Raw genomic sequence first — 24656 nt, forward strand, 5'->3', positions numbered from 1 at the left:
CGTGGTGGGTGATACATGGATCGAACATGTGACCCCTGCCGTGTGAAGGCAGTGCTCTACCGCTGAGCTAATCACCCGTGTCGCTGTGACAGCCTTCTATTATGGCACAGCTTTTCAAGCTGCCTGGACAGTTCTCCAAATTGTTTTGCCTCCGCTGGCCTTGTCGATCTGCGCCAGCACTTCGGCATGGGCCGTCTGCTCCTGCTCGCTGGCGCGCAGCACGGGCAGGCTCAGCAGCCGCAGGTCGATGGCGGCCACCTTCAGGCCGTCGCTGCCTTCCTGCGCATCATCGGCGATGAGCAGGGCATCCTGGCCACGGGTCAGGTTGATGTAGACATCGGCCAGCAGCTCGGCGTCCAGCAGCGCCCCGTGCAGGGTGCGGCCGGAGTTGTCCACGCCCAGCCGGTCGCACAGGGCATCGAGCGAATTGCGCTTGCCCGGGTACATCTCCTTGGCCATGGCGAGCGTGTCGGTCACGCTCTCCACGTACGTGCGAAAGCCCGGGCGTCCCGTCAGTTCCAGCTCCTTGTTCAGGAAGCCCACGTCGAACGCCGCGTTGTGGATGATGATCTCGGCCCCCTGCAGGTACTGCAGGATCTCGTCCGCCACCTCGGCGAACCTGGGCTTGTCCTTCAGGAACTCGTTGCTGATGCCGTGCACCTTCAGCGCATCTTCATGGCTGTCGCGGCCCGGATTGAAGTACAGGTGCAGGTTGTTGCCGGTGAGCTTGCGGTTGAGCAGCTCCACGCAGCCCAGTTCAATGATGCGGTCCCCGCTGTCGGCCGAAAGGCCGGTGGTTTCGGTGTCGAGAACGATCTGGCGGGTCATACGCGCCCCCACGCTCGGCACTTCGTGTCCTCGCTGCCCCCCAAGGGGGCGCCAGCTTGCCTGGGGCGGCCCGGCGCTGCGCTCATCTAGTGGTTCTCCTTGGCATGGTTGATCGTGTACTTGGGAATTTCCACGGTCAGATCGGTTTGCGCCAGGATGGCCTGGCACGACAGGCGCGATTGTGGCTCCAGGCCCCAGGCGCGGTCGAGCAGGTCTTCTTCCTCTTCCTCGGCCTCGTTGAGCGAGTTCAGCCCCTGGCGCACGATGACGTGGCAGGTGGTGCAGGCACAGCTCATGTCGCAGGCGTGCTCGATGTTGATGTGGTTGTCGAGCAGGGCTTCGCAGATCGACGTGCCGGCGGGCGCGGTGATTTCGGCCCCCTGGGGACAGTATTCGGGATGGGGAAGGATCTTGATGACGGGCATGGGGTGTGTGGGCTCTTATTGCTTCTTGTCCGGGGCTTACAAGGTCTGCACGTTCTTGCCAGCCAGCGCCTGCTGGATGCCACGGTTCATGCGCTGCGCGGCGAAGGCTTCCGTGCCCTTGGCCAGTGCATCGGTGGCGGCTTCGATGACGGCGGCATCCTGCGCATCCCGCTGGTGGCGCAATGCCACCATCAGCGCATCGATCTCGGCGCGCTCCCGGGTGGAGAGGACATCGCCGTCGGCATCGAGGGCACTCTGGGTGGCGATCAGCATGCGGTCCGCGTCCACGCGGGCCTCGACCACCGCGCGGGCCTTCATGTCCTGGGCAGCCGTGGCAAAGCCGTCCTGCAGCATGCGCGCAATCTGGTCGTCCGACAGGCCATAGGAGGGCTTCACGTCGATGCGTGCCTCCACGCCACTGCCCTGCTCCCTGGCGCTCACGCTCAGCAGGCCGTCGGCATCGACGGTGAAGGTCACGCGGATGCGCGCCGCGCCCGCGGCCATGGGCGGAATGCCGCGCAGCTCGAAGCGCGCGAGGCTGCGGCAGTCCTGCACCAGGTCGCGCTCGCCCTGCACCACATGCACCGCCAGCGCTGTCTGGCCGTCCTTGTAGGTGGTGAAGTCCTGCGCCTTGGCGGTGGGAATGGTCTCGTTGCGCGCGACGATGCGCTCCACGAGGCCTCCCATGGTTTCGATGCCCAGCGACAGCGGAATCACGTCCAGCAGCAGCAGGTCGCCCGCCGTGTTGTTGCCCGCCAGCTGGTTGGCCTGGATGGCGGCACCCAGCGCAACGACTTCGTCGGGGTTGAGGTTGGTCAGCGGCTCCTTGCCAAAGAAGGCGGCCACCGCCTGCCGCACCTGCGGCATGCGGGTGGAGCCGCCCACCATCACCACGCCCTTCACCTCGTCACGCCCCAGATGGGCGTCCCGCAGCGCGCGGCGCACCGCCGCCATGGAGCGCGCGGTCAGTTCGGCCGTGATGGCCTCGAAGTCCGATTTCTTGACATCGAAATGCACGCCACCGCTTGACAGATGTGCGCTGAACGCTGCTGAATCTATAGCAGTCAAGGCTTCCTTGCAGGCGCGTGCCGCCATGCGCACCGCCGACTTGTCCGCCGGGGTGACGGCCTGAAGGCCCAGTTGCTGCAGCACCCAGTCCGCCAGGGCCGCATCGTAGTCGTCGCCGCCCAGCGCGGAATCGCCGCCCGTGGCGATGACCTCGAACACGCCCTGCGTCAGGCGCAGGATGGAGATGTCGAAGGTGCCGCCGCCCAGGTCGTACACCGCGTAGACCCCCTCGCTCGCATTGTCCAGGCCGTAGGCAATGGCTGCGGCCGTCGGCTCGTTGATGAGGCGCAGCAGGTGGATGCCCGCCAGCTTGGCCGCGTCCTTGGTGGCCTGCCGCTGGGCGTCGTCGAAGTAGGCGGGCACGGTGATGACAGCACCGTAGAGGTCGTCATTGAAGGTGTCCTCCGCCCGGTAGCGCAGCGTCGCCAGGATTTCGGCACTGACCTCGACGGGCGACTTGTTGCCGTCCACCGTCGCGAGGCTGACCATGCCCTGCTCCCCCGCCTCGCTGGCGGGAACAAAGTCGTAGGGCAGCTTGCCCGCCTGCGCCACGTCTTTCAGGCCCCGCCCCATGAAGCGCTTGGCCGAGGCGATGGTGTTGCGCGCATCCTGGGCCTGCGCGGCCACGGCGTCGTATCCGATCTGGCGTCCACCCTTTTCCAGGTACCGCACGACCGAGGGCAACAGCACCCTGCCCTGCGCATCGGGCAGGCATTCGGACACGCCATTGCGCACGGCGGCGACCAGGGAGTGGGTGGTGCCCAGGTCAATGCCGACGGCAATGCGCCGCTGGTGCGGATCGGGGGATTGGCCGGGTTCGGAAATCTGCAGAAGCGCCATGAAATTTCGGGTCTCAACGTGGTGGAGTCCGCCGTCATAAGAACGGGGCCCCAGGGGGAAAGCAAAACCGCTCTATTGTCCCAGTTGCTCTCGGCGGCGTTCAATGTCGTCCGCAAATCGCGCAATGAACATGAGGGCTCTGACCTGCCGGGCGGCACCCGCGTAGTCCTGCTGCTGGTCGATGAGTTGCTCGCACTGCGCCAGCGCGGCACGGCGGGCCTGGGCGACGCCATCCTCGAGCGCATCGAGTTCGCTCTCGGCGCGGGCATCTTCCAGCGCCTCGCGCCACTCCATCTGCTGCATGAGGAACGCCGCCGGCATGGCCGTGTTGTCCTCGGCGCGGATCGGGGCCCCGTGCAGCTCGCACAGGTAGGCGGCGCGGCGCTGGGGATCCTTCAGGCGCTGGTAGGCCTCGTTGATACGCACCGACCATTGCATGGCCACGCGCTGCGCGGCCGCGCCCTGCGCCGCGAACTTGTCGGGATGTGCTTCGCGCTGCAGCTCTTTCCAGCGCGCATCGATGGCGCCACGGTCCTGCGCGAAACGGCGCTCGAGGCCAAACAGTTCAAAGTCGTCGGATTGCAGGTTCATGCACAGGTCGCGAGGCGCGGGTCAACAAAAAACCGCCAGCACGGAGAGCGCGTTGGCGGTTTCACGAAAAAAGCGTCGGCAGGCGCTCAAACGCGGAAGCTCTCTCCGCAACCGCAGCGGTCCCGCTCGTTGGGGTTGTTGAACTTGAAGCCTTCATTGAGGCCTTCGCGCACGAAGTCGAGTTCGGTACCGTCGATATAGGCCAGGCTCTTGGGATCGATCAGCACCTTGACGCCGTGGTTTTCAAACACGATGTCTTCGGGCTCGGAATCGTCCACATACTCCAGCTTGTAGGCAAGCCCCGAACAGCCGGTCGTCTTGACACCCAGGCGCACCCCCAGCCCCTTGCCGCGCCGGGCAAGATAGCGGTTGACGTGCCGGGCAGCGGCTTCTGTCAGCGTAATGGCCATATCTCTCACTCAAGCAGCGGTGGCGGCTGCCGCGTGCTTGGTCTTGTAGTCGAGCACGGCGGCCTTGATGGCGTCTTCCGCCAGGATGGAGCAGTGGATCTTGACGGGCGGCAGGGCCAGCTCCTCGGCGATCTCGCTGTTTTTCAGCGCCGCTGCTTCATCCAGCGTCTTGCCCTTGACCCATTCGGTCACCAGCGACGAGGAGGCAATGGCGGAGCCGCAACCGTAGGTCTTGAAACGCGCATCTTCGATCACGCCGGTTTCGGGGTTCACCTTGATCTGCAGCTTCATCACGTCGCCGCAGGCAGGCGCACCCACCATGCCGGTGCCCACCGAATCGTCGCCCTTGTCGAACGAACCCACGTTGCGGGGGTTTTCGTAATGGTCAACCACTTTGTCTGAGTAAGCCATGATGTGTACCTCTTCAATTCTTCGAAATTCCGGGATTCAGTGCGCAGCCCACTGGATGGTGCTGATGTCGATGCCGTCCTTGTACATCTCCCACAGCGGGCTCAGCTCACGCAGGCGGGCCACGTTCTCGCGGATGGTGGAGATCGCGTAATCGATCTCTTCCTCGGTCGTGAAGCGGCCAATGGTCATGCGCAGGCTGCTGTGCGCCAGTTCGTCGCTGCGGCCCAGGGCGCGCAGCACATAGCTGGGCTCCAGGCTGGCGGACGTGCAGGCCGAACCCGACGACACGGCCAGGCCTTTGATGCCCATGATGAGCGATTCACCTTCCACGAAGTTGAAGCTCATGTTCAGGTTCTGCGGCACGCGGCGCTCCATGCTGCCGTTGATGAACACCTGCTCGATGTCCTTCAGGCCATCGAGCAGGCGCTGCTGCAGCGCGTGCGCCTTGGCGTTGGACTCGGCCATTTCTTCCTTGGCGATGCGGAAGGCCTCGCCCATGCCCACGATCTGGTGCGTGGGCAAGGTGCCCGAGCGCATGCCGCGCTCGTGGCCGCCGCCGTGCATCTGTGCTTCCAGCCGAACGCGGGGCTTGCGGCGCACATACAGCGCGCCCACGCCCTTGGGGCCGTAGGTCTTGTGCGCGGTCATGCTCATCAGGTCGATGGGCAGGGTGTTCATGTCGATCTCGACGCGGCCCGTGGCCTGCGCGGCATCCACGTGCAGCAGGATGCCCTTTTCCCGGCACAGCGCGCCAATGGCGGGAATGTCCTGGATCACCCCGATCTCGTTGTTCACGAACAGGATGCTGATCAGCACGGTGTCGGGGCGGATGGCGGCCTTCAGGGCGTCCATATTGACCAGGCCGTCTTCCTGGACGTCCAGGTAGGTGGCCTCGAAGCCCTGGCGCTCCAGCTCGCGCATGGTGTCCAGCACGGCCTTGTGCTCGGTCTTGAGCGTGATGAGGTGCTTGCCCTTGCCCTTGTAGAACTGCGCGGCGCCCTTCAAGGCCAGGTTGATGGACTCCGTGGCGCCGCTGGTCCAGACGATTTCACGCGGATCCGCACCAATCAGATCCGCCACCTGCACGCGCGCCTTCTCGACAGCTTCCTCCGCCTCCCAGCCCCAGGCGTGGCTGCGCGATGCCGGGTTGCCGAAGTGCTCGCGCAACCAGGGAATCATGGCGTCCACCACGCGGGGGTCCACCGGGGTCGTGGCGCCATAGTCGAGATAGATGGGGAAGTGCGGGGTCATGTCCATGGCTGGCTCAGTGATAGTTGCTGGCTGGCAAGCTGAAAATAAGAAACGAAACGATGCTTGAAAACTCGTTCAGGGCGCTGCCGACCCCAGGGCCGGCAGCGGAGCCCCGGGTATCAGGATTTCGCGAAGACGTTGCCCAGTGCGAACACCGAATTGGGCGCGTTGACGCGGATGGGCTTGACCACCGGGGTCGTCGAAATCGCCCGGCGCACCACCGGCTTGTCTTCGATCTGCACGCCCTTGGCCAGCTGTTCATCCACCAGCTTTTGCAGCGTGACGGAATCGAGGAACTCCACCATGCGCTGGTTGAGCGATGCCCACAGCTCGTGCGTCATGCAGCGGCCCGCTTCGCCCAGGCAGTTTTCCTTGCCGCCGCATTGCGTGGCATCAATGGGTTCGTCCACCGAAACGATAATGTCCGCCACCGTGATATCACCTGCCTTGCGGGCCAACGTGTAGCCGCCGCCAGGACCACGGGTAGACTCGACCAGTTCGTGGCGGCGCAGCTTGCCAAAAAGCTGCTCCAGGTACGACAGCGAAATCTGCTGGCGCTGGCTGATCGCGGCCAGCGTGACGGGACCATTGTTCTGGCGCAGGGCCAGGTCAATCATGGCGGTGACCGCAAACCGGCCTTTGGTTGTGAGACGCATCGCAAGCTCCTTGTGCTAAGGCTTGTTCGTTGTAGAAACCGCCTTCGCTGGCTGATGGCCAGCAAGGCACCGTCTCCGCCCCTTACTCCGCACAGTTGCCTGGCACGGAGCCCTTCATCGCTGGGCTTTTTTCTTGAGTATTTTGTGCAAGTATAACACAAATCCCTATCGAATTTGTCGGGTTAAAAAACCAATCGGTCGTCATTTGACCTGTGGTGTATTCACCCGGCCTTCGACATGCCCTCACAAGGCCACCGAATCGCTGCCATGCGCGCCAAATGCCTGGTCCTTGAGACGCGTGAGCTGGTCGCGCACCCGGGCAGCCTGCTCGAATTCCAGGTTGCGCGCATGCTCGAGCATGAGCTTTTCGAGCCGCTTGATTTCGCGCGCCACATCCTTTTCGGACATGTCCTCCACCTTGGCGCGCTGCATGGCTTCCTGCTCCAGCCGCTCGGCGTCCTTGCCGGCTTTCTCGCTGTAGACGCCGTCAATCAGGTCTCTTACCCGCTTGACAATGCTGCGCGGAGTGATTCCGTGGGCCTCGTTGTGTGCGATCTGTTTGATGCGGCGGCGTTCCGTCTCGCCCATGGCTTTTTTCATGGAATCGGTGATGCGGTCGGCATAGAGGATGGCCCGCCCGTTCAGATTCCGCGCCGCGCGGCCAATGGTCTGGATGAGGCTGCGCTCGGCCCGCAGAAAGCCCTCCTTGTCGGCATCCAGGATGGCCACGAGGGACACCTCGGGAATGTCGAGCCCCTCGCGCAGCAGGTTGATCCCCACCAGCACGTCAAACGCGCCCAGGCGCAGGTCGCGGATGATCTCCACGCGCTCGACCGTGTCCACGTCGCTGTGCAGGTAGCGGACCTTCACACCGTTGTCCGTCAGGTAGTCGGTGAGCTGCTCCGCCATGCGTTTGGTCAACGTGGTAATGAGTACACGTTCGCGCTTTTCCACGCGAATGCGTATTTCCTGAAGCACATCATCCACCTGATGGGTGGCAGGCCGCACCTCCACTTCGGGGTCCACCAGGCCGGTGGGCCGCACCACCTGGTCGACGATCTGGCCGGAATGGGTGCGCTCGTAGTCTGCCGGCGTGGCGGTGACAAAGATCACCTGCCGCATGCGCTGCTCGAACTCCTCGAACTTGAGCGGGCGGTTGTCCAGCGCCGACGGCAGGCGAAAGCCGTATTCGACCAGCGTGGTCTTGCGCGAGCGGTCGCCGCTGTACATGGCATTGAGCTGGCCGATCATCTGGTGGCTCTCGTCCAGGAACATCAGCGCGTCCTTGGGCATGTAGTCGGTCAGCGTGCTGGGTGGATCGCCCGGCGCGGCGCCCGACAGGTGGCGCGTGTAGTTCTCGATGCCCTTGCAGTGCCCTACTTCGCTGAGCATCTCCAGGTCGAAGCGCGTGCGCTGCTCCAGGCGCTGCGCCTCCACCAGCTTGCCATCGGCCAGCAACTGCTTGAGGCGCTCGGCCAGTTCGAGCTTGATGGTCTCCACGGCGGCCAGCACCTTGTCGCGTGGCGTCACGTAGTGGCTGCTCGGGTAGACCGTGAAGCGCGGGATCTTCTGCTTGACGCGGCCGGTGAGCGGATCGAACAGCTGCAGGCTCTCCACTTCGTCATCGAACAGCTCGATGCGGATGGCCAGCTCCGAATGCTCGGCTGGGAACACGTCGATGGTGTCGCCCCGCACGCGGAACTTGCCGCGTGAAAAGTCCGCCTCGTTGCGCTGGTACTGCATGCGGATCAGCTGGGCGATCACGTCGCGCTGGCCCAGCTTGTCGCCGGTGCGCAGCGTCATCACCATGCGGTGGTAGCTCTCGGGTTCGCCGATGCCATAGATGGCCGACACCGTGGCCACGATGACCACGTCGGTTCGCTCCATCAGGCTCTTGGTGCACGACAGCCGCATCTGCTCGATGTGCTCGTTGATGGCGCTGTCCTTCTCGATGAACAGGTCGCGCTGGGGCACATAGGCCTCGGGCTGGTAGTAGTCGTAGTAGCTCACGAAGTACTCCACGGCGTTCTTGGGGAAGAACTCGCGGAACTCGCTGTACAGCTGCGCGGCCAGGGTCTTGTTGGGCGCGAACACGATGGCCGGGCGCCCCATTCGGGCGATGACGTTGGCCATGGTGAAGGTCTTGCCCGAGCCCGTCACCCCGAGCAGGGTCTGGAAGGCCTCGCCATCGCGCAGTCCTTCCACCAGCTTGTTGATGGCCTCCGGCTGGTCTCCCGCCGGCGGATAGGGCTGGAACAATTCAAAGGGGGAATCGGGAAAACGGACGAATTCGCCGTCTTGCTTTTCCGTTATGACCTGTGTGATATCCGGCATGGGTGCAGTCAACGAGTGGGAGGGGCAGGCCGTTAAAATCGGCGGAACCCGGCACAGTACACCACGCCCGGATTCTTCGCTACTGACAACCTTTCAAGGATTTTCATGTCTCTTTTCACCGCCGTCGAAATGGCCCCCCGCGACCCCATCCTGGGCCTCAACGAGCAATTCAACGCCGACACCAACCCCAACAAGGTCAACCTGGGCGTGGGCGTGTACTTCGACGACAACGGCAAGCTGCCCCTGCTGCAGTGCGTGCAGGCCGCGGAAAAGACCATGATGTCCACCCCTACGGCCCGTGGCTACCTGCCCATCGACGGCATCGTGGCCTATGACAACGCCGTCAAGAGCCTGGTGTTCGGTGCCGACAGCGAACCCGTGACCTCCGGCCGCGTGGCCACCGTGCAGGCCATCGGCGGCACCGGTGGCCTCAAGATCGGCGCCGACTTCCTGAAGAAGGTCAGCCCCAATGCCAAGGTGCTGATCTCGGACCCCAGCTGGGAAAACCACCGCGCCCTGTTCACCAACGCCGGCTTCGAAGTCGATACCTACGCCTACTACGACGCTGCCAAGCGCGGCGTGAACTTCGAAGGTTTCCTCGCCAGCCTGAACGCAGCCGCACCCGGCACCATCGTCGTGCTGCACGCCTGCTGCCACAACCCCACCGGCTACGACATCACGGCCGCCCAGTGGGACCAGGTGATCGCCGCCGTCAAGGCCAGGGGCCTGACGCCTTTCCTCGACATGGCCTACCAGGGCTTTGGCCACGGCATCGCCGAAGACGGCGCCGTGATCGGCAAGTTCGTGGCCGCCGGCCTGACCTTCTTCGTTTCCACCTCGTTCTCCAAGAGCTTCAGCCTGTACGGCGAGCGCGTGGGTGGCCTGTCCGTGCTGTGCACCGACAAGGAAGAAGCCTCCCGCGTGCTGAGCCAGCTCAAGATCGTCATCCGCACCAACTACTCCAACCCACCCATCCACGGTGGCGCGGTGGTGGCCGCGGTGCTGAACAACCCCGAGCTGCGCGCGATGTGGGAAAAGGAACTGGCCGAAATGCGCGTGCGCATCAAGGCCATGCGCCAGAAGCTGGTCGATGGCCTCAAGGCCGCCGGTGTGAAGCAGGACATGAGCTTCATCACCACCCAGATCGGCATGTTCAGCTACTCGGGCCTGACCAAGGACCAGATGGTGCGCCTGCGCAATGAGTTCGGCGTGTACGGCACCGACACCGGCCGCATGTGCGTCGCAGCCCTGAACAGCAAGAACATCGACTACGTCTGCCAGGCCATTGCAAAGGTTGTCTGAGCACGATGAGGAAGTGGCGCTCGCGCGCCGCTTTGTGAGCGAAGCGCTCCAGAACCCGTACAACGCGGTCCTTCTGGAGCGTTTGCCGCTTCTGGGCCTGCCGGATGCCTGGCTGGTGGCGGGCTGCCTGTTCCAGACGGTGTGGAACCTGCGCTCCGGCCTGGAGCCCACGGCGCGCATCAAGGACTACGACCTGTTCTATTTCGATGCGCTGGACCTGTCCGAGGCCGCCGAACAGGCCGTGCAGGCCCGCGTCACCGCCCTCTTCGCCGACCTGCCGATCACCGTGGAAGCCAAGAACCAGGCCCGGGTGCACCTCTGGTACGAACGCTGGTTCGGCTACCCGTATGCGCCGCTGCAATCGGCGTGCAACGGGATCGAGCGCTTTCTAGTGCCCTGCACCTGCGTGGGCTTGCAGCCTGCATCCGGCCCTGGCATGGAGGAGCCCACGCTGTACGCGCCCTATGGGCTTGAAGAGCTGTATGCCGGACTGATGCGCCCCAACCCGGCGTGCCCGCACTTGCCGCTGTTCCAGGCCAAGGCCGAAAGCTACCGCGAACGCTGGCCGTGGCTGACAGTCCGGGCGGATGACCTGCCGAGCTGATCGGCGCCGCACAGCGTTTTCAAGTCATTTTGGCCTCTGGCGCTTGATCCATAAGCGCTACCAGCTATAAAAATAGAAGCAGACCACCACAGGCGGGGCGCCCATCACCCCCACAGCACCGACCGCATCGAGATCGACGCCGACTGGTAGCCCGTGTTGAAGAAACGGGGCATCTCGCTGGGCAACACGGCCCCCGCCGCATACAGCAGCGGCAGATAGTGCTCGTGTGTGGGGTGCGCCTGTTTGGCCACGGCACCCAGTTTCTGGAAGTCCTGCAGGGCGCCCAGCTGGCCCTTCTTGATCTGCTCCTGCACCACGGTGTCGAACTCGGTGGCCCAGTCGTATGCCTCGTTGGCGGCCGTGCCACGGCGCGTGAGACGCAGGTTGTGCACCACATTGCCGCTGCCCACGATCAACACGCCCCGCTCGCGCAGCGCCTTCAATTGCTGGCCCAGCGCGTAATGCTCGGCCGGGGCGCGGCTGTAGTCCATGCTCAGCTGCAGCACGGGGATCTGCGCCTTGGGAAACATGGGCTTGAGCACCGACCAGGTGCCGTGGTCCAGGCCCCATTCGCCCTCATCCACGCCCAGAGCGCCTCCGGTGGCGGGCGATTTGAGCTCCCCCGCCAGGCTGCGCGCCACCTGCGGCGCACCGGGCGCGGGGTATTGCTGGTCGAACAGCGCCTGGGGAAAACCGCCGAAGTCGTGGATGGTCTTGGGATGGGCCATGCCAGTCAGCTGCCAGCCGTCGCGCGTGAGCCAATGGGCCGACACACACAGGATGAGCTGCGGCTGCACGGCGCGCGCCGTCAACTCCGTGCCCATGGCCTGCCAGCTGCGGCGCCAGGCGTTGTCCTCGATGGCGTTCATGGGGCTGCCGTGGCCCACGAACAGCACCGGCATGCGGGGCGAGGGCTTGAGCACCTGCAGCGCCGGCGCGGTGGCGGCGCTGCTCAGGGACGTGGTCATGAATGCTCCCGGAAAGGCGGCCAGGCCCGTGAGGGCAGCCAAAGAGGTTCTGCGTTGCATGGGTCAGGGAGCGTAACAAATTATGTATAACGCAGGGAGTGAGCCCGCGCGCGCCCTGAAGTTCCGCCGCCGCGCCTTCCGTTCAAGACCACGACACCGAGACAACCCCCAACCCATGACAACCGCCCTGCCCCAGCCCCTGCGCAACGTCCGCGTCCTGAGCCTCGCGCTCAACCTGCCCGGCCCCGCCGCCCTGATGCGCTGCGCGCGCATGGGGGCCGAATGCACCAAGCTCGAACCCCCTCCCGCCCCCGGCCATCCCAGTGCGGACCCCATGGGCATCTACAGCCCGGCGGCCTATGCCACGCTGCACGGCGGCGTGCGCGTGGTGCATGCCCACCTCAAGACCGCCGAAGGCCAGGCGACGCTGCATGCGGAACTGGCCCGTACCGATGTGCTGATCACCTCCTTCCGCCCCTCGGCCCTGGCCAAGCTGGGCCTGGGCTGGGAGGCGCTGCAGTCGAAATACCCGCGCCTGTCGCTGGTGCGCATCGTGGGCGCGGCGGCCGAGCGGGCCGAGGAGCCCGGCCACGACCTCACCTACCTGGCCGACGCCGGGCTGGTGACCGGCACCGAGATGCCGCCCACGCTGTACGCCGACATGGGCGGCGCCCTGATGGCCAGCGAGGCCGTGCTGCAGGCCCTGCTGGAGCGCGCCCACACCGGCAGCGGCATGTGCATCGAAGTGGCGCTGGCCGATGCCGCCGCCTGGCTGGCCCAGCCGCGCGACTGGGGCCTGACCACGCCCGAGGGCGACGTGGGCGGCAACCACGCGGGCTACCGCATCTACCCCTGCGCCGACGGCCGCGTGGCGGTGGCCGCGCTGGAACCCCACTTCGCCGCGCGCCTGTGCGCCGCTGCGGGGCTGCCAGCCTCTGGCGACCCGGGCCAGCTGCGCGCGCCCGCCACGCACCAGGCCGTGGGGAACTTCCTGCGCGGCCAGACCCGCGCGCAGCTGGACGCGCTCGCCACCGCCCAGGACATTCCCCTGCACACCCTCGCCTGAGAACCCGTTTTCACCGATGCACAAGCAAGGCACCGTCATCCGCTGGGATGCCACACGCGCCTTCGGTTTCATCCGCAGCCCGGACACCTCGGCCGATGTGTTCTTTCATGTGCGGGACTACCAAGGCAGCGCCGCGCCCCGCGAGGGCCTGGCCGTGGTGTATGAAGAAATCCATGTGGGCGGCAAGGGGCCCAGGGCGATGGCCGTGCAGCCTGCGGCGCACCCGGGTGCCACCGCCCAGCCCCGCCCATCGGTCACGGCGCCGCCGACAGCCGCTGCGCGCCCGGCACGGCGCACACCGGCGCAGCGGGCCGCCCGGCCCCAGGTTCGACGCCATCGGCGCACCGCGGATGCCAGCGGCCCGCCCACCCCGGCGGGCCCGGCCTTGGTGCTGATGCTGGGCTGGGCGGCCCTGCTGGCCTGGGGCTTCTGGGCCGGCCGGCTCCCCTGGTGGGTGCTGGGCGCTGCCATGGCCGTCAACCTCCTGACCTTCCTGGTCTACGCCATCGACAAGAGCGCCGCGCAAAACGGCCAGTGGCGCACCAGAGAGAGCCACCTGCACCTGCTGGGCCTGGCGGGCGGCTGGCCGGGCGCATGGTTCGCCCAGCAGTGGCTGCGGCACAAGTCCCGCAAGCTGGAGTTTCGCGCGGTCTACTGGGCCACCGTGGTGCTCCACTGCGCGGCGCTCGGGGCCTGGCTGGGCGGATGGCTGCGCTAGGCAGGGCTGCAAAGAACCGTCAATTTTGATAGCTGCTTGCGCTGGATGAATATGGGCGAGAGGCTATTTTTCCCCATATTTCCTGCTGCTTCCCAAAGGGTGCTGACGCGCAGAGTGCCCGCTGGCCTACACCACGCACCCGGGGGGAGGGGTTTCAATCGAAAAGGTCTGAAACACCTCGGGAGATGCCCATGAAACCCCTCGTTCTTGATTCCACCATGACCAACATGGGCGGCGTTTTCTACCCCACGGGCCATGTGTTCGCCCTCTTCCCCGACGAAGACTGCGTGCGCCAGGCCGCCACGGCCCTGCAGGGCGCTGGCCACGCGGGCGAGATCGCCTACGCCAGCCCCGAGGTCATCCTGCAGGAGATCGTGCACACCCTGGGCACGGCCGACGCACCCCTGCCGTCGGTGGGCGCCGAGGGCGACATGGTGCGCCGCATCGCCGACCTGGCCGGCACGGGACACCACGGCATGCTGGTGCACATGGCCGACAAGGACAACACCGAGCGGCTGGTGGGCGCCATCGCACCGGAAGGCGCGGTAGCGGCTTTCTACTACCGCACGTTCATCATCGAGGATCTCATCACGCCCCCGGCCAAGGACGACGCCCCACAATCGGTACTGGTGGGCACCCACGCGGCCCCCTGACAGGGCCCGGCCCTTTCCAGGGACCCGGGCGCCGCGAAGCGGCCCGGCGCGCAGACCAGCGCGCCGGGCCGCTGTCTTTTGGGAACGCGCCTTCGCAGCCCCCACCGCCAGCCCGGGCTGCGCGCCGCAATGCCATGCTTTGCATGCAGGGGCGACCTGATCGCTATATAGTGCAAAGCACCGCACCGGCGGGCTGTCCGACGCCTTGCCGAAGCCTGTGCCAGCGCCACCGGGATGCATGCCCCGCCCTGTGCCGCCGGCGCTGACGCAGCCCCCAGGAAGCGGCCCGGCAACCAACTTGGCGAACAGGCGGGAGAACAGTCCATGGATGTTGTGTTGCAGCCAGACGAGCGAAGACCCGTGCAGCTGACATTGCGGCTCACCTGGCCCTTCATCGTGATGGTGCTGCTGCTGGCCGCCTGCGCCACCGCCAGCCTGTACGTGCTGTCCACCGTGCGCGGTTTCGTCGCCGGCGAAAGCCTGTGGACGAAGGGGCAAAAGGATGCCATCTATTACCTGGGCCAGTACGCGGCCAATGGCTCGCCCCAGGCATTCGCGCTGTTCACGCAGGCCATCGATATTCCGCTGGGAGACCGGGCGGCCCGCCTGGCCCTGCAACCCGGGCAGGTGCAGGTCGATCTGGCACGCGAGGGTTTCCTGCGCGGGGGCAACCATCCGCAGGACATCGACGGACTCATCTGGCTGCTGCGCTACCTCCACCATTTCGACATCGTTCAAAAGCCGATCCAGCATTGGCTGGTGGGAGACGAATACATCAATGCGCTGCGCGACCTGTCCCACGAGATCCGCCACGATACCGAGCTGGGTTCGGTGGACGACGATACCCGCGCGCAGTGGCAAACCGCCATCCGCGACATCAATGCGGGAGTCACCCCCGCCGCCCGCGCCTTCAGCGAGGCCCTGGGAGACAGCTCGCGCCGCATCGTGGCGCTGCTGATGTGGACCAACATGGGCATCGCGGCCACCCTGATCCTGCTGACCCTGTGGCACACCCACACCCTGCTGGCGCAGCGCCGGCGCGTGGAGCAGGCGCTCAGCGCGGAGCGCGAGCAGGCACGCACCACGCTCACCGCCATCGGCGACGGGGTGGTGACGACCAACATCCATGGCGAAGTGATGTACATGAACCCGGCGGCGGAGCAGCTGCTGGCCTGCAGCGCCCAGCAGGCCGTGGGAAAACCGCTGGACGAGGCCCTGAAGTTCGATGGCGAAGACCCCCGGCCCCAGGCCGCCGGGACGCTCATCGAGCAGATACTGCGGCAGGGCAGCCACGGCGCCGCGAACGCGGGCGGCGCAAGGAGCGCCAAGGGAACGCAGGACGACATCAACCGCACCATCGTGCGCCCCGGCCAGACCGTCGTGCCGGTGAAACTGGTGGGTTCGCCCATCCAGCACCAGGGCACCGTGACCGGCGCGGTGCTGGTACTGCACGACGTCACGCGCGAACAGCACTACGTGGAACAGCTCTCCTGGCAGGCCAGCCACGACGCGCTGACGGGCCTGGTCAACCGGCGCGAGTTCGAGCACCGGCTCGAGGCCTTGCTCAGCCGCCCGCGCCAGCCGGGCCGCGAGGGCTCCTTGCTCTACGTGGACATGGACCAGTTCAAGCTCATCAACGACACCTGCGGCCACCAGGCGGGCGACGAGATGCTGCGCGAGGTCTGCCGCATGCTGCAAAGCCACCTGCGCGAGGGCGACACGCTGGCGCGGCTGGGCGGGGACGAGTTCGGCATCCTGCTCAAGGACTGCCCCGCCGGGCCCTCGGCGCGCATCGCCGAGCAGCTGCGCCAGGCTGGCCAGGACCTGCGGCTGGCATGGGAGGGCCAGCACCTCACGACCGGCCTCTCCATCGGCATGGTGCAGCTCATCCCCGCGCTCACGTCCATACAGGAAGCGATGCGCGTGGCCGACATGGCCTGCTACCGCGCCAAGGAGGGCGGCCGCAACCGGGTGTTCATCTACCAGCCCGAGGACATCGAGATGACCCGGCGCGAAGGCGACATGGACTGGGTGCGGCGCCTGCGCCTGGCGCTGGAGCACGACCGCTTCCAGCTGCACGCGCAGGCCATCGGCGCGCTGCAGGTCCACGCTGAAGAGGGTTTGCACATGGAGGTGCTGCTGCGGCTGCGCGAGGAAGACGGCCAGCTCGTGGCGCCCGGCACCTTCATCCCGGCCGCCGAGCACTACGGAATGATGCCCTCCATCGACCGCTGGGTGATCCGGCACACGCTGCAGGCGCTGGCGCTACACCAGCGCACGCCGGGCGCCCTGCCGCTGCACACCTGCGCCATCAACCTGTCGGGCACCAGCCTGGGCGACGACAGCCTGCTCAAGTACATCCGCACCACCCTCACCGAATCCGGCCTGGACCCCGCACTGCTGTGCTTCGAGATCACCGAGACCAGCGCCATCTCGCACCTGCCCAACGCCGTGCGCCTGATGAAAGAGCTGCAGCAGCTGGGCTGCCGGTTCGCGCTGGACGACTTCGGCGCGGGCATGTCGTCCTTCACCTATCTCAAGCACCTGCCGGTCAACTACCTCAAGATCGACGGCGCCTTCGTGAAGGACATGCTGCAGGACCCCACCAGCCGCGCCATGGTGGAAATGATCCACCGCATCGGCCATGTGATGGGCAAGCAGACCATCGCCGAGTTCGCCGAGAGCGCCGCCATCGTGGACGCGCTGCGGCTCATCGGCGTGGACTATGCCCAGGGCTACGCGGTGGCGCGGCCCCTTCCGCTGGGCGAGTGCCTGGGCCAGGCGGTACCGCCGGCGGGTGGCGCCGCGCTCCCCGACGCGCGGCACGCCGCCTGAGGTCCGCTGCCAGGCGCCCCGGCACGACGGCGCCGCTGGCCAGCACCACGCCGGGGACCACCAGCGCCAGTGCCGCCCAGGCACTGCGCTGCGGCACCTCTCCCAGCAGCCAGGCCGCGCCCAGCGCCGTGAGCACGGGCACCAGCGCGGCGGACAGCGCCGCGCGGGCGGCACCCAGCCGTGCAATGGCCACCGTGTAGGCCACCAGCCCCAGCACACCGGCCATCACACCCTGCCCCAGCGCCTGGAAGGCCACGTCGGTCCAGGGTGCCGTCACCAGGCGCGGGGCGCCCCAGGCAATCACCACGGGCACCAGCAGCACCGCAGATCCCAGGTTCACCAGGGCGGCCCCCTGCCAGGGCGACAGTCCACAGCCCCGAAACGCCAGCGTGTAGGCGGCCCACAGCACGGCCGCCAGCACAAACAGCAGATCCCCGCGCCAGGACGCCAGGCCATCGCGCCACACCCCCAGGCCCAGCGCCGCCACGCCCAGCGCCATCAGCACCAGGCCCAGCACGCGCAGGCGCCCCAGCCTGTCGCCCTGCACCAGCCGCCCGCCCAGCGCCACGAACAGCGGCATGCAGCCGCCCATGAAGATGCCCATGTGCGCCGCCGGCGCCCAGCGTGCCCCCGCCAGCACCAGCAGGCCAAAGGGCAGCCCGCCCCCCAGCACCAGCAGGGCCAGCCGTCCCAGGGACATCGCGGCGGGCCATCCGGTGCGCCGGCACCACAGCGGGGCCAGCACCAGCGCGGGAACGCCATAGCGCAGCACGGCCAGCTCCACCGGCCCGAGCGACGTGGTGACGCCGTGGCGCGTGACGATCTGCCAGCCGCTGCCCACAAGGGCCGCTGCCAGCGCGGCCAGCACCCCGATGGCCAGGTTCCGGGCCGGCGATGCAGGCCGCGCGTGAAAAATGCGAGAAATGGAAAACGCAGAAGAGGACATGGCGCCAGTCTCGCGCCCATGGCCCCGGCGGGATATCAGAATCCTGCGCTTCGCGCGGCCGCGGGCTTGGCAGGCTTTCGCGGGGTCTACCCGCCCCGCCCCTGCAGCGCGGACCGCGCCTGCGCCAGCGTCACGCCCACCTCGGCGCGAAAGACAGCGCCCAGGTGGCTCTGGCTGCAGTACCCCAGGTCGTGCGCCAGCGCGGCCAGGTCCGATTCACCCGCCTCCAGCCGCTGCAGCGCGGCCGCCATCCGCAGGCGCTGGCGGTAGCCGTGCAGGCCCAGGCCCAGATGCCGCCGAAACAGGTGGGCGAGGTGAAACGCCGAGCAGCCGGCCGCGTCCGCCGCATCCTGCAGGGACCACCGCTCGCCATCGGCCAGGGCCACCCGTTGGGCCATGAAGCGCCGCGCGCGCCCTACCGTCCGCGGCGCCGAATGCGGCGGCGTGCCCTGCAGCACATCGAACGCCGCGCCCCCGGCGGGCAGCGGGCGCCCATCGGCCAGCGCCCGCCAGTGCATGCGCAGGCGCCACAGCAGGCGCGGCGTGAGCATGCGCACGCGCGGCCACAGGTTGTTCTGGTTGCCCGGGGCGCCCACCGGCCCATTCCCCTGCGTGCTCACCACGATGCTGGTCTGCGGCGTGGGCTGCAGGGGCCGCATCTGGTAGGGCAGCCCCTGCGGCAAACCCAGGGCCGTCAGGCCGTCGAGCAGGACCACCTGCCCTGCCATCTGGAACTCGGACAGCCCGTCCATGGGCAGCACCCAGCGCCCGGAGGCTGCTTCGTAGGTCGCGCTCCACCGCACGGGCGCGGCATGCTTGAGAACCCGCTCGACCTTCCATGCGGCGCCGGCGTGCAGCAGGGTGCGTTGCTGGGGCATGGCGGGTGTGGCGCGCGTGGCGGCCCGCCTAGCGGGCCTTCTTGAATGCCTTGCCGCTCTTGCCGCCGCCGGGCGCGGTGGCGCCCCCTGTCACGCGCGGTGGCAGGCCGGTGTGCTGGGTCAGGATGCGGCCCTTGGTGGGCTGCTGCACGCTGCGCGATGCGGGCACCACGGCAGCCTTGGCACCGGTGGGAGTGGAATTCTTGCGCCGGGCGCTCTGGTAGCCGCCATCGGTCAGCGGCTGGAAGGTCGGGATCAGGTGGTGCTTGCCGTTGCCAATGAGGTCAGCCCGGCCCATGGCCTTGAGCGCGTCGCGCAGCAGGGGCCAGTTGTTCGGGTCGTGGTAGCGCAGGAAGGCCTTGTGCAGGCGGCGGCGCTTTTCGCCACGCACGATGTCCACGGTCTCGCTCTCGCGCGTGATCTTGCGCAGCGGGTTCTTGTTGCTGTGGTACATGGCCGTGGCCGTGGCCATGGGGCTCGGGTAGAAGGTCTGCACCTGGTCGGCGCGAAAACCGTTCTTCTTGAGCCAGATGGCGAGGTTCATCATGTCCTCGTCGCTGGTGCCCGGGTGCGCGGCGATGAAGTACGGGATCAGGAACTGCTTCTTGCCCGCCTCTTCGCTGAACTTCTCGAACATCTGCTTGAACTTGTCATAGCTGCCGATGCCCGGCTTCATCATCTTGGTGAGCGGGCCCTGCTCGGTGTGCTCGGGCGCGATCTTCAGATACCCACCCACGTGGTGCTGCACCAGTTCCTTCACGTACTCGGGGCTCTTCACGGCCAGGTCGTAGCGCAGGCCCGAGCCGATGAGGATCTTCTTGATGCCCTTGAGCGCGCGGCCCCGGCGGTAGATCTTGATCAGCGGGTCGTGGTTGGTGCCCAGGTTGGAGCAGATGCCCGGGTACACGCAGCTGGGCTTGCGGCAGGCGGCCTCGATTTCGGGGCTCTTGCAGCCCAGGCGGTACATGTTGGCCGTGGGGCCGCCCAGATCGCTGATGGTGCCGGTGAAGCCCTTGACCTTGTCGCGGATGTCCTCGATCTCCTGGATGATCGAATCCTCGGAACGGCTCTGGATGATGCGGCCCTCGTGCTCGGTGATCGAGCAGAAGGTGCAGCCGCCAAAGCAGCCGCGCATGATGTTGATCGAGAACCGGATCATCTCCCACGCGGGGATCTTGGTCGCGCCGTCGTGGCTGCCGTTCTCGTCGGCATAGCTCGGGTGCGGGCCGCGCGCGTAGTGCAGGTCGAACACGTGGTCCATCTCGGCCGTGGTCAGCGGGATGGGCGGCGGGTTGATCCATACGTCGCGGGCGGTGGCACCCTCGCCGTGCGCCTGCACCAGCGCGCGGGCGTTTCCGGGGTTGGTCTCCAGGTGCAGCACGCGGTTGGCATGGGCGTACAGCACCGGGTCGCTCTTGACCTGCTCGTAGCTGGGCAGGCGGATCACGCTCCTGTCGCGCGGCGGCACCTTGAGCTTCGCCTTGAGCGCCGGGTTGGCCACGAACAGCATGGGCTGGATGGCGGGGTTGGGTTCAGCCGTTTGAAGGTCTTTTTGGCCTCCAGCGCTTGATGGATCTGCGCCAAAAGCTACAGAATCAGGAGCATTCTCCTTGCTGCAGGTGCTGCCCTGCGCCGCCGCCTGCTCGCTGGTCGTCATGTAGGGGTTGACGTGGGCCTCCACGCGCCCGGGCTCGTCCACGCTGGTGGAATCGATCTCGAACCAGCCCTTGCCGCTCTCGTCGTCGGGCCGGCGCACGAAGGCCGTGCCACGCACATCGGTGATCTGCTCGACCGGCTCGCGCGCGGCGATGCGGTGCGCCACCTCGACCAGGGCGCGCTCGGCGTTGCCGTACAGCAGCAGGTCGCACTTGCTGTCCACCACGATGGAGCGGCGCACCTTGTCGCTCCAGTAGTCGTAGTGCGCGATGCGGCGCAGGCTGCCTTCGATGCCGCCCAGGATGATGGGCACGTCCTTGAACGCCTCGCGGCAGCGCTGGCTGTAAACGATGGCCGCGCGGTCGGGGCGCTTGCCGCCAATGTCGCCGGGCGTGTAGGCGTCGTCGCTGCGGATCTTCCGGTCGGCCGTGTACCGGTTGATCATCGAGTCCATGTTGCCCGCCGTCACGCCCCAGAACAGGTTGGGCTTGCCCAGCACCTTGAAGGGCTCGGCGCTTTGCCAGTCGGGCTGGGCGATGATGCCCACGCGAAAGCCCTGGGCCTCCAGCGTGCGGCCGATCACGGCCATGCCGAAGCTCGGGTGGTCCACATACGCATCGCCCGTCACCAGGATGATGTCGCAGCTGTCCCAGCCCAGCTTGTCCATCTCGGCGCGGCTCATCGGCAAGAACGGGGCCGTGCCAAAGCGCTTGGCCCAGTACGGGCGGTAGCTGGTCAATGGCTTTGCGGCACGCGCAAAAAAGGAGACGTCGACGGGGGCGTTCATTCAGATGGGGAGCGCGGCCAGCCCATGTGCGGATGGGGCCTCGTGGGGCGCGGCTGTGGTGGATAACCCGTGATTTTACGTTGGCAGGCGTGTTTTGTCGCCCCGAACGCACTTGCCCTTCACTCCCCAAGGTTTGATGGAGATCAGGCATATACTTGCTTTTGTCAATTAATTACATGACAAAGGCATATATGAGCACGAATCCATCCTCCCAGGCCAGCGCAGCCACAGGCAGCGCGCCCGTCGCCGCCGACGCCGTGAAGGCCGTGCGCAGGTTCAATCGCTTCTTCACCCGCCGCGTGGGCGTGCTGGACCCGTACCTGGGCAGCGATCTCTCGCTGACCGACGTGCGCGTGCTGTACGAGCTGGCCCACCGCGACGCGCCGGTCGCCAGCGAGCTGGCCCGGGACCTGGGCCTGGACGGCGGGTACCTGAGCCGGATCCTGCGGCGTTTTGAAGGCGCGGGCTGGATCCTGCGCAGCGCCAGCGCCCGTGATGCGCGCCAGAGCGTGCTCACGCTCACCCCTGCCGGGCGCGCTGCGTTCGAACCGCTGCAGCAGCGCTCGCGCGACGAAGCCGCCGCGCTGCTTGCCCCGTTGCCGCCGGCCCGGCGGCACGAACTGGTGGACGCCATGCAACGCATCGAGGCCTTGCTGGAGCCCGCCAGCGGCGCTGCGGCGGCGCCCAAGGTGGCCGTGCTGCGCGACCCCGTGCCCGGCGACATCGGCTGGGTGGTGCAGCAGCATGGCGAAATCTACTGGCGCGAGTACGGCTGGGACAGCCGCTTCGAGGCACTGGTGGCGGACATCGCCGCGCAGTTCGTGCGCAAGTTCCAGCCGGGCTGGGAACGGTGCTGGATCGCCGAACTGGAGGGCGAACGCGTGGGCGCCGTGTTCGTGGTGCGCAAGTCCACCAGCACGGCCCAGTTGCGGATGCTCATCCTGTCGCCCCGGGCGCGCGGCCTGGGGCTGGGCGCCCGCCTGACCGACGAGTGCATCGCGTTCGCGCGGGCCAAGGGCTACCGGAAAATGGTGCTGTGGACCAATAGCTGCCTGACGGCCGCGCGCGGCATCTACGCCAAACGCGGGTTCAAGCTGGTCAAGTCGGAACCCTACGAGGGCTTCGGCCAGCAGGCCGTGGGCGAAACCTGGGAGCTCAGGCTGTAGAAAAGCGCCGGCGATCCGGCCGCCTCGCCGGCTTCACACCACCCGGATGCCCAGCTCGCTGACCAGCACCCCCGCCTGGTCGGCCGAGATGATGGCGCCCTTGAAAGACTGCGCCAGGTGCGCGATGCGCAGCCCGCCCAGGTCGACCGACCGCAGGTCCGCGCCATCAAAGCGCGCGTTCTTCAGGTGCGCATCGCGCAGGCTTCCTCCTTCGAACACAGCATCCCGAAAATCGCACCCGGCCAGATCGGCATCCGACAGGTCCAGCTGCTCCACCGTCTGCTTGCGAAACGAGACGCCGCGCAGGTCGGCCCCCACCAGCAGCGAATCGTGAAAACCCAGCCCCAGCGTGCCGGCCTCGCGAAAATGCGCGCCGGTGAGCTTGACTTCGGCGAACCGTGCCGAGGCCAGGTTGGCGCGGTCCCAGGAGGTGTTGTTCAGGTCGCAGCGGTGAAAGCGCGCCTCGGTAAGGTCCGCCAGGCGGAACTGCGCCTGCCCTGCCCGGCAGTCCAGCCAGCGTGTGCCGCCAAGATCCGCCTTGTCCAGGGAGGTCCCGAGGAACGAACAGCCAATGAACTGGGCGCCGCGCAGCGGCAGGCCCGCCAGGTCCAGCCCGTCGAAGTCGCATTGCTCAAAGTGCAAGGCAGGATGTCCTGCCGCCAGCAGCGCTTGCAGCTGCGCTCTCGAAGGTGTCTGGCCAGTGACGCAGAAAGGCCCGGCGGACGGGGAAGGTCGCAGGTTCATGGGAAACAGGTACAAAAACGGGAATCGGTGGATAGGACATGCCGCGAGGCCGCAAGCCGGGCCGCCTTGGCGGCTGCTCAGTGGCCCACGCTGTGGGAAAACAGGTTCACCACCAGGACACCCGCCACGATCAGGCCCAGCCCGATCACGGCCGGCAGATCCAGGCGCTGGCCGTAGTACACCCAGCCCACGGTGGAGATCAGCACGATGCCCACACCGGACCAGACCGCATAGGCAATGCCCATCGGCAGCGTCTTGAGCGCCAGCGAGAGCAGGTAGAACGACGCCATGTAGGCCACCGCGGTGACCGTGCTCGGCACCAGCCGGGTGAATCCCTCGGAGGCCTTCAGTGCCGTGGTGCCCAGCACCTCCAGCAAGATGGCGGCGCCCAGGATCAGATAGGTGCCCGCGGACGTGCTCCAGGTCATGGCCGGCCTCCTTGGCACAGGGACAGGAGGATGTCCAGGATGGCGGCCTTGCGCGGCTGGTCGAGTGCGTAGACATCGAGCATCTGCGCGAACCAGAACCCGTCTCCCGCCAGGCGGCAGGCCAGCAGCACATTGGCCGTGTGGGGATCGTCGCCGTCGGCCTTCAGTGCCGCCGCCATCGCGGCATGCCACCGCTGGCGGCACGGCGCGGACGTCAGGGCCAGCAGGCCGATCGCCCGCTGCGTCTCCACCTGGCGGCTGTCCGAGCCGCTGTCAAAGCAGGTCCTGATGTAGGCACGCGCATGGCGCCCGGGCGTGTCCTCTTCCTGGTCCAGCGCTTTCGCAAAACACTGTTCAAACTCCTCGAAGAGCTGGTCCGACAGCGCATCCAGCAGGGCCTGCTTGCTGCGGTAGTGGTGCTGGAGCCCGCCCTTGGTCACGTGGGCCCGCTGGGCCACGGCATCGAGCGTGACGGCGTGGGGGCCCTCCCGCACCAGGAGTTCCCGGACCACGGCCAGCAATTGGCTGCGGATCAGTTCAGGCTGTTTTTGGCGGCGATGTGCTTCGGTCATTCAACAAACCATCCAGATGGATTGTTTATTGTACCGAGGAGCCAGGCCGATATCGACGAAAGCCCGCAGGGAACCGTGGGGACTTTCCGTGGCCATGCACGGCCCTGCATTGCCGCTATCCAAGAAGAAGGAAGGCGCCCAGGTGCTGGACAGGGCGGGGCCGCCGGTCGAGCGCCGTCGCCCTGGCTACCATTCCCCGACTTCACGCACCCGCTGCGCCAGATCCGGGAACGCGTCCTCCGCCACCGCGGCTTCGGCCTCGGCAGGCATGGCCTGCGCAACCGCCACGCCAGCAGCGGGCGGTGCCGAGCGCGACAGGAACCTGCCAAACAGATGGTGGCCCCAGGCGGCATGCGACGGGGCGGTGAACGGGATGGCGAACATGGCGGTTCCTTTTTATAAGGCTTCGACGCTGCAAAAAACTGAGCGCCAGCGTAAGTCAGGGCTTCAATGCGCAGTGTAGGAATCCGCGCCGCACTCCTGTGTGACAGAACACACGGTCGCGGGCGTTTCACGCGG

At 66.9% G+C, this 24656-nt stretch carries 23 protein-coding genes, 1 tRNA gene and 1 pseudogene; 7 read left to right on the forward strand and 18 right to left on the reverse strand.

Features of this window, described 5'->3' with window-relative positions:
* Positions 1 to 2: 2 nt before the first annotated feature.
* The 10 genes from AC1RCS_RS10240 to uvrB all read right to left on the reverse strand — a co-directional run bounded on the left by AC1RCS_RS10240 (position 3) and on the right by uvrB (position 8814).
* Positions 3 to 77: transfer RNA gene (locus AC1RCS_RS10240), tRNA-Val, on the reverse strand.
* Between the two features lie 37 nt (positions 78 to 114).
* Positions 115 to 828 carry a DNA polymerase III subunit epsilon gene (dnaQ, locus tag AC1RCS_RS10245; protein WP_218295115.1) on the reverse strand — a complete coding sequence of 238 codons (714 nt, stop codon included), beginning with the start codon at positions 826 to 828 and terminating at the stop codon, positions 115 to 117.
* Positions 829 to 914: 86 nt separating this feature from the next.
* Entirely contained in the window at positions 915 to 1253 is a 339-nt protein-coding gene (gene fdx, locus AC1RCS_RS10250; protein ID WP_218295116.1) for an ISC system 2Fe-2S type ferredoxin, read from the reverse strand.
* Between the two features lie 36 nt (positions 1254 to 1289).
* Positions 1290 to 3161 carry a Fe-S protein assembly chaperone HscA gene (gene hscA, locus AC1RCS_RS10255; protein WP_492244963.1) on the reverse strand — a complete coding sequence of 624 codons (1872 nt, stop codon included), beginning with the start codon at positions 3159 to 3161 and terminating at the stop codon, positions 1290 to 1292.
* A gap of 72 nt (positions 3162 to 3233) precedes the next feature.
* On the reverse strand, positions 3234 to 3752 hold the full coding sequence (hscB, locus tag AC1RCS_RS10260) for a Fe-S protein assembly co-chaperone HscB (protein WP_218295118.1): 519 nt from the start codon (positions 3750 to 3752) through the stop codon (positions 3234 to 3236).
* A gap of 86 nt (positions 3753 to 3838) precedes the next feature.
* Positions 3839 to 4162, reverse strand: coding sequence for an iron-sulfur cluster assembly protein IscA (iscA, locus tag AC1RCS_RS10265; protein ID WP_063459049.1), 324 nt, complete (start codon positions 4160 to 4162; stop codon positions 3839 to 3841).
* 9 nt (positions 4163 to 4171) lie between these two features.
* The gene (gene iscU / locus AC1RCS_RS10270) at positions 4172 to 4573 is read right to left on the reverse strand and encodes a Fe-S cluster assembly scaffold IscU (RefSeq protein ID WP_218295119.1); all 402 of its coding nucleotides are present in this window, start codon (positions 4571 to 4573) and stop codon (positions 4172 to 4174) included.
* A 36-nt stretch (positions 4574 to 4609) separates the two neighbouring features.
* Positions 4610 to 5830, reverse strand: coding sequence for an IscS subfamily cysteine desulfurase (locus AC1RCS_RS10275; RefSeq protein WP_218295120.1), 1221 nt, complete (start codon positions 5828 to 5830; stop codon positions 4610 to 4612).
* 113 nt (positions 5831 to 5943) lie between these two features.
* On the reverse strand, positions 5944 to 6480 hold the full coding sequence (gene iscR, locus AC1RCS_RS10280) for a Fe-S cluster assembly transcriptional regulator IscR (protein ID WP_015013980.1): 537 nt from the start codon (positions 6478 to 6480) through the stop codon (positions 5944 to 5946).
* Positions 6481 to 6723: 243 nt separating this feature from the next.
* The gene (gene uvrB, locus AC1RCS_RS10285; protein WP_255594660.1) at positions 6724 to 8814 is read right to left on the reverse strand and encodes an excinuclease ABC subunit UvrB; all 2091 of its coding nucleotides are present in this window, start codon (positions 8812 to 8814) and stop codon (positions 6724 to 6726) included.
* Positions 8815 to 8919: 105 nt separating this feature from the next.
* On the opposite strand from uvrB, the gene AC1RCS_RS10290 reads away from it, so the two are divergent.
* On the forward strand, positions 8920 to 10116 hold the full coding sequence (locus AC1RCS_RS10290; RefSeq protein ID WP_492244964.1) for an amino acid aminotransferase: 1197 nt from the start codon (positions 8920 to 8922) through the stop codon (positions 10114 to 10116).
* Positions 10109 to 10720 (forward strand): nucleotidyltransferase family protein, encoded by a 612-nt coding sequence (locus AC1RCS_RS10295; RefSeq protein ID WP_492244965.1) that lies wholly within the window; start codon positions 10109 to 10111, stop codon positions 10718 to 10720. Before AC1RCS_RS10290 ends, AC1RCS_RS10295 begins: the two co-directional genes overlap by 8 nt.
* 104 nt (positions 10721 to 10824) lie before the next feature.
* Here the strand turns inward: AC1RCS_RS10295 and ygiD are convergent, their stop codons facing one another.
* A complete protein-coding gene (gene ygiD, locus AC1RCS_RS10300; protein ID WP_492244966.1) occupies positions 10825 to 11688 on the reverse strand; it encodes a 4,5-DOPA-extradiol-dioxygenase in 864 nt (287 codons plus the stop codon).
* 175 nt (positions 11689 to 11863) lie between these two features.
* Between ygiD and AC1RCS_RS10305 the strand changes: the two genes are divergently transcribed.
* The 4 genes and pseudogenes from AC1RCS_RS10305 to AC1RCS_RS10320 all read left to right on the forward strand — a co-directional run.
* Positions 11864 to 12754: a CoA transferase gene (locus tag AC1RCS_RS10305; protein WP_492244967.1), complete on the forward strand. Its 891-nt coding sequence runs from the start codon at positions 11864 to 11866 to the stop codon at positions 12752 to 12754.
* A 16-nt stretch (positions 12755 to 12770) separates the two neighbouring features.
* On the forward strand, positions 12771 to 13472 hold the full coding sequence (locus AC1RCS_RS10310) for a DUF1294 domain-containing protein (protein WP_492244968.1): 702 nt from the start codon (positions 12771 to 12773) through the stop codon (positions 13470 to 13472).
* 191 nt (positions 13473 to 13663) lie between these two features.
* Positions 13664 to 14125 (forward strand): hypothetical protein, encoded by a 462-nt coding sequence (locus AC1RCS_RS10315; RefSeq protein ID WP_218295125.1) that lies wholly within the window; start codon positions 13664 to 13666, stop codon positions 14123 to 14125.
* Between the two features lie 969 nt (positions 14126 to 15094).
* Positions 15095 to 16819, forward strand: a pseudogene (locus AC1RCS_RS10320) (EAL domain-containing protein); the annotation flags it as partial.
* Between the two features lie 16 nt (positions 16820 to 16835).
* Here AC1RCS_RS10320 and AC1RCS_RS10325 read toward each other — a convergent pair.
* From AC1RCS_RS10325 to AC1RCS_RS10335, 3 genes are all read right to left on the reverse strand, one after another.
* Complete coding sequence (locus AC1RCS_RS10325; RefSeq protein ID WP_492244969.1) at positions 16836 to 17906, reverse strand: DMT family transporter; 1071 nt, start codon at positions 17904 to 17906, stop codon at positions 16836 to 16838.
* A gap of 86 nt (positions 17907 to 17992) precedes the next feature.
* Positions 17993 to 18784, reverse strand: coding sequence for a helix-turn-helix transcriptional regulator (locus AC1RCS_RS10330; protein WP_492244970.1), 792 nt, complete (start codon positions 18782 to 18784; stop codon positions 17993 to 17995).
* A gap of 28 nt (positions 18785 to 18812) precedes the next feature.
* A complete protein-coding gene (locus AC1RCS_RS10335; protein WP_492244971.1) occupies positions 18813 to 21227 on the reverse strand; it encodes a YgiQ family radical SAM protein in 2415 nt (804 codons plus the stop codon).
* A gap of 191 nt (positions 21228 to 21418) precedes the next feature.
* Here AC1RCS_RS10335 and AC1RCS_RS10340 point away from each other — a divergent pair, with 191 nt between their 5' ends.
* Positions 21419 to 22393 (forward strand): bifunctional helix-turn-helix transcriptional regulator/GNAT family N-acetyltransferase, encoded by a 975-nt coding sequence (locus AC1RCS_RS10340; RefSeq protein WP_492244972.1) that lies wholly within the window; start codon positions 21419 to 21421, stop codon positions 22391 to 22393.
* A gap of 33 nt (positions 22394 to 22426) precedes the next feature.
* Here the strand turns inward: AC1RCS_RS10340 and AC1RCS_RS10345 are convergent, their stop codons facing one another.
* The 4 genes from AC1RCS_RS10345 to AC1RCS_RS10360 form a co-directional block, all read right to left on the reverse strand.
* Complete coding sequence (locus tag AC1RCS_RS10345) at positions 22427 to 23035, reverse strand: pentapeptide repeat-containing protein (RefSeq protein ID WP_255590805.1); 609 nt, start codon at positions 23033 to 23035, stop codon at positions 22427 to 22429.
* Between the two features lie 179 nt (positions 23036 to 23214).
* The gene (locus tag AC1RCS_RS10350) at positions 23215 to 23565 is read right to left on the reverse strand and encodes an SMR family transporter (RefSeq protein WP_218295130.1); all 351 of its coding nucleotides are present in this window, start codon (positions 23563 to 23565) and stop codon (positions 23215 to 23217) included.
* On the reverse strand, positions 23562 to 24137 hold the full coding sequence (locus AC1RCS_RS10355; RefSeq protein ID WP_218338666.1) for a TetR/AcrR family transcriptional regulator: 576 nt from the start codon (positions 24135 to 24137) through the stop codon (positions 23562 to 23564). The genes AC1RCS_RS10350 and AC1RCS_RS10355 overlap by 4 nt, the downstream gene beginning before the upstream one ends.
* Before the next feature lie 186 nt (positions 24138 to 24323).
* Positions 24324 to 24521: a hypothetical protein gene (locus AC1RCS_RS10360; RefSeq protein WP_218295132.1), complete on the reverse strand. Its 198-nt coding sequence runs from the start codon at positions 24519 to 24521 to the stop codon at positions 24324 to 24326.
* Positions 24522 to 24656: the final 135 nt, after the last annotated feature.

This window comes from Acidovorax sp. GW823-FHT01C06 (assembly GCF_058798375.1).

Coding starts and splice junctions, on each gene's coding strand:
- dnaQ (WP_218295115.1), bottom strand. CDS start 828: ATGACCCGCCAGATCGTTCTCGACACCGAAACCACCGGCCTTTCGGCC.
- fdx (WP_218295116.1), bottom strand. CDS start 1,253: ATGCCCGTCATCAAGATCCTTCCCCATCCCGAATACTGTCCCCAGGGG.
- hscA (WP_492244963.1), bottom strand. CDS start 3,161: ATGGCGCTTCTGCAGATTTCCGAACCCGGCCAATCCCCCGATCCGCAC.
- hscB (WP_218295118.1), bottom strand. CDS start 3,752: ATGAACCTGCAATCCGACGACTTTGAACTGTTTGGCCTCGAGCGCCGT.
- iscA (WP_063459049.1), bottom strand. CDS start 4,162: ATGGCCATTACGCTGACAGAAGCCGCTGCCCGGCACGTCAACCGCTAT.
- iscU (WP_218295119.1), bottom strand. CDS start 4,573: ATGGCTTACTCAGACAAAGTGGTTGACCATTACGAAAACCCCCGCAAC.
- AC1RCS_RS10275 (WP_218295120.1), bottom strand. CDS start 5,830: ATGGACATGACCCCGCACTTCCCCATCTATCTCGACTATGGCGCCACG.
- iscR (WP_015013980.1), bottom strand. CDS start 6,480: ATGCGTCTCACAACCAAAGGCCGGTTTGCGGTCACCGCCATGATTGAC.
- uvrB (WP_255594660.1), bottom strand. CDS start 8,814: ATGCCGGATATCACACAGGTCATAACGGAAAAGCAAGACGGCGAATTC.
- AC1RCS_RS10290 (WP_492244964.1), top strand. CDS start 8,920: ATGTCTCTTTTCACCGCCGTCGAAATGGCCCCCCGCGACCCCATCCTG.
- ygiD (WP_492244966.1), bottom strand. CDS start 11,688: ATGACCACGTCCCTGAGCAGCGCCGCCACCGCGCCGGCGCTGCAGGTG.
- AC1RCS_RS10305 (WP_492244967.1), top strand. CDS start 11,864: ATGACAACCGCCCTGCCCCAGCCCCTGCGCAACGTCCGCGTCCTGAGC.
- AC1RCS_RS10310 (WP_492244968.1), top strand. CDS start 12,771: ATGCACAAGCAAGGCACCGTCATCCGCTGGGATGCCACACGCGCCTTC.
- AC1RCS_RS10315 (WP_218295125.1), top strand. CDS start 13,664: ATGAAACCCCTCGTTCTTGATTCCACCATGACCAACATGGGCGGCGTT.
- AC1RCS_RS10325 (WP_492244969.1), bottom strand. CDS start 17,906: ATGTCCTCTTCTGCGTTTTCCATTTCTCGCATTTTTCACGCGCGGCCT.
- AC1RCS_RS10330 (WP_492244970.1), bottom strand. CDS start 18,784: ATGCCCCAGCAACGCACCCTGCTGCACGCCGGCGCCGCATGGAAGGTC.
- AC1RCS_RS10335 (WP_492244971.1), bottom strand. CDS start 21,227: ATGAACGCCCCCGTCGACGTCTCCTTTTTTGCGCGTGCCGCAAAGCCA.
- AC1RCS_RS10340 (WP_492244972.1), top strand. CDS start 21,419: ATGAGCACGAATCCATCCTCCCAGGCCAGCGCAGCCACAGGCAGCGCG.
- AC1RCS_RS10350 (WP_218295130.1), bottom strand. CDS start 23,565: ATGACCTGGAGCACGTCCGCGGGCACCTATCTGATCCTGGGCGCCGCC.
- AC1RCS_RS10355 (WP_218338666.1), bottom strand. CDS start 24,137: ATGACCGAAGCACATCGCCGCCAAAAACAGCCTGAACTGATCCGCAGC.
- AC1RCS_RS10360 (WP_218295132.1), bottom strand. CDS start 24,521: ATGTTCGCCATCCCGTTCACCGCCCCGTCGCATGCCGCCTGGGGCCAC.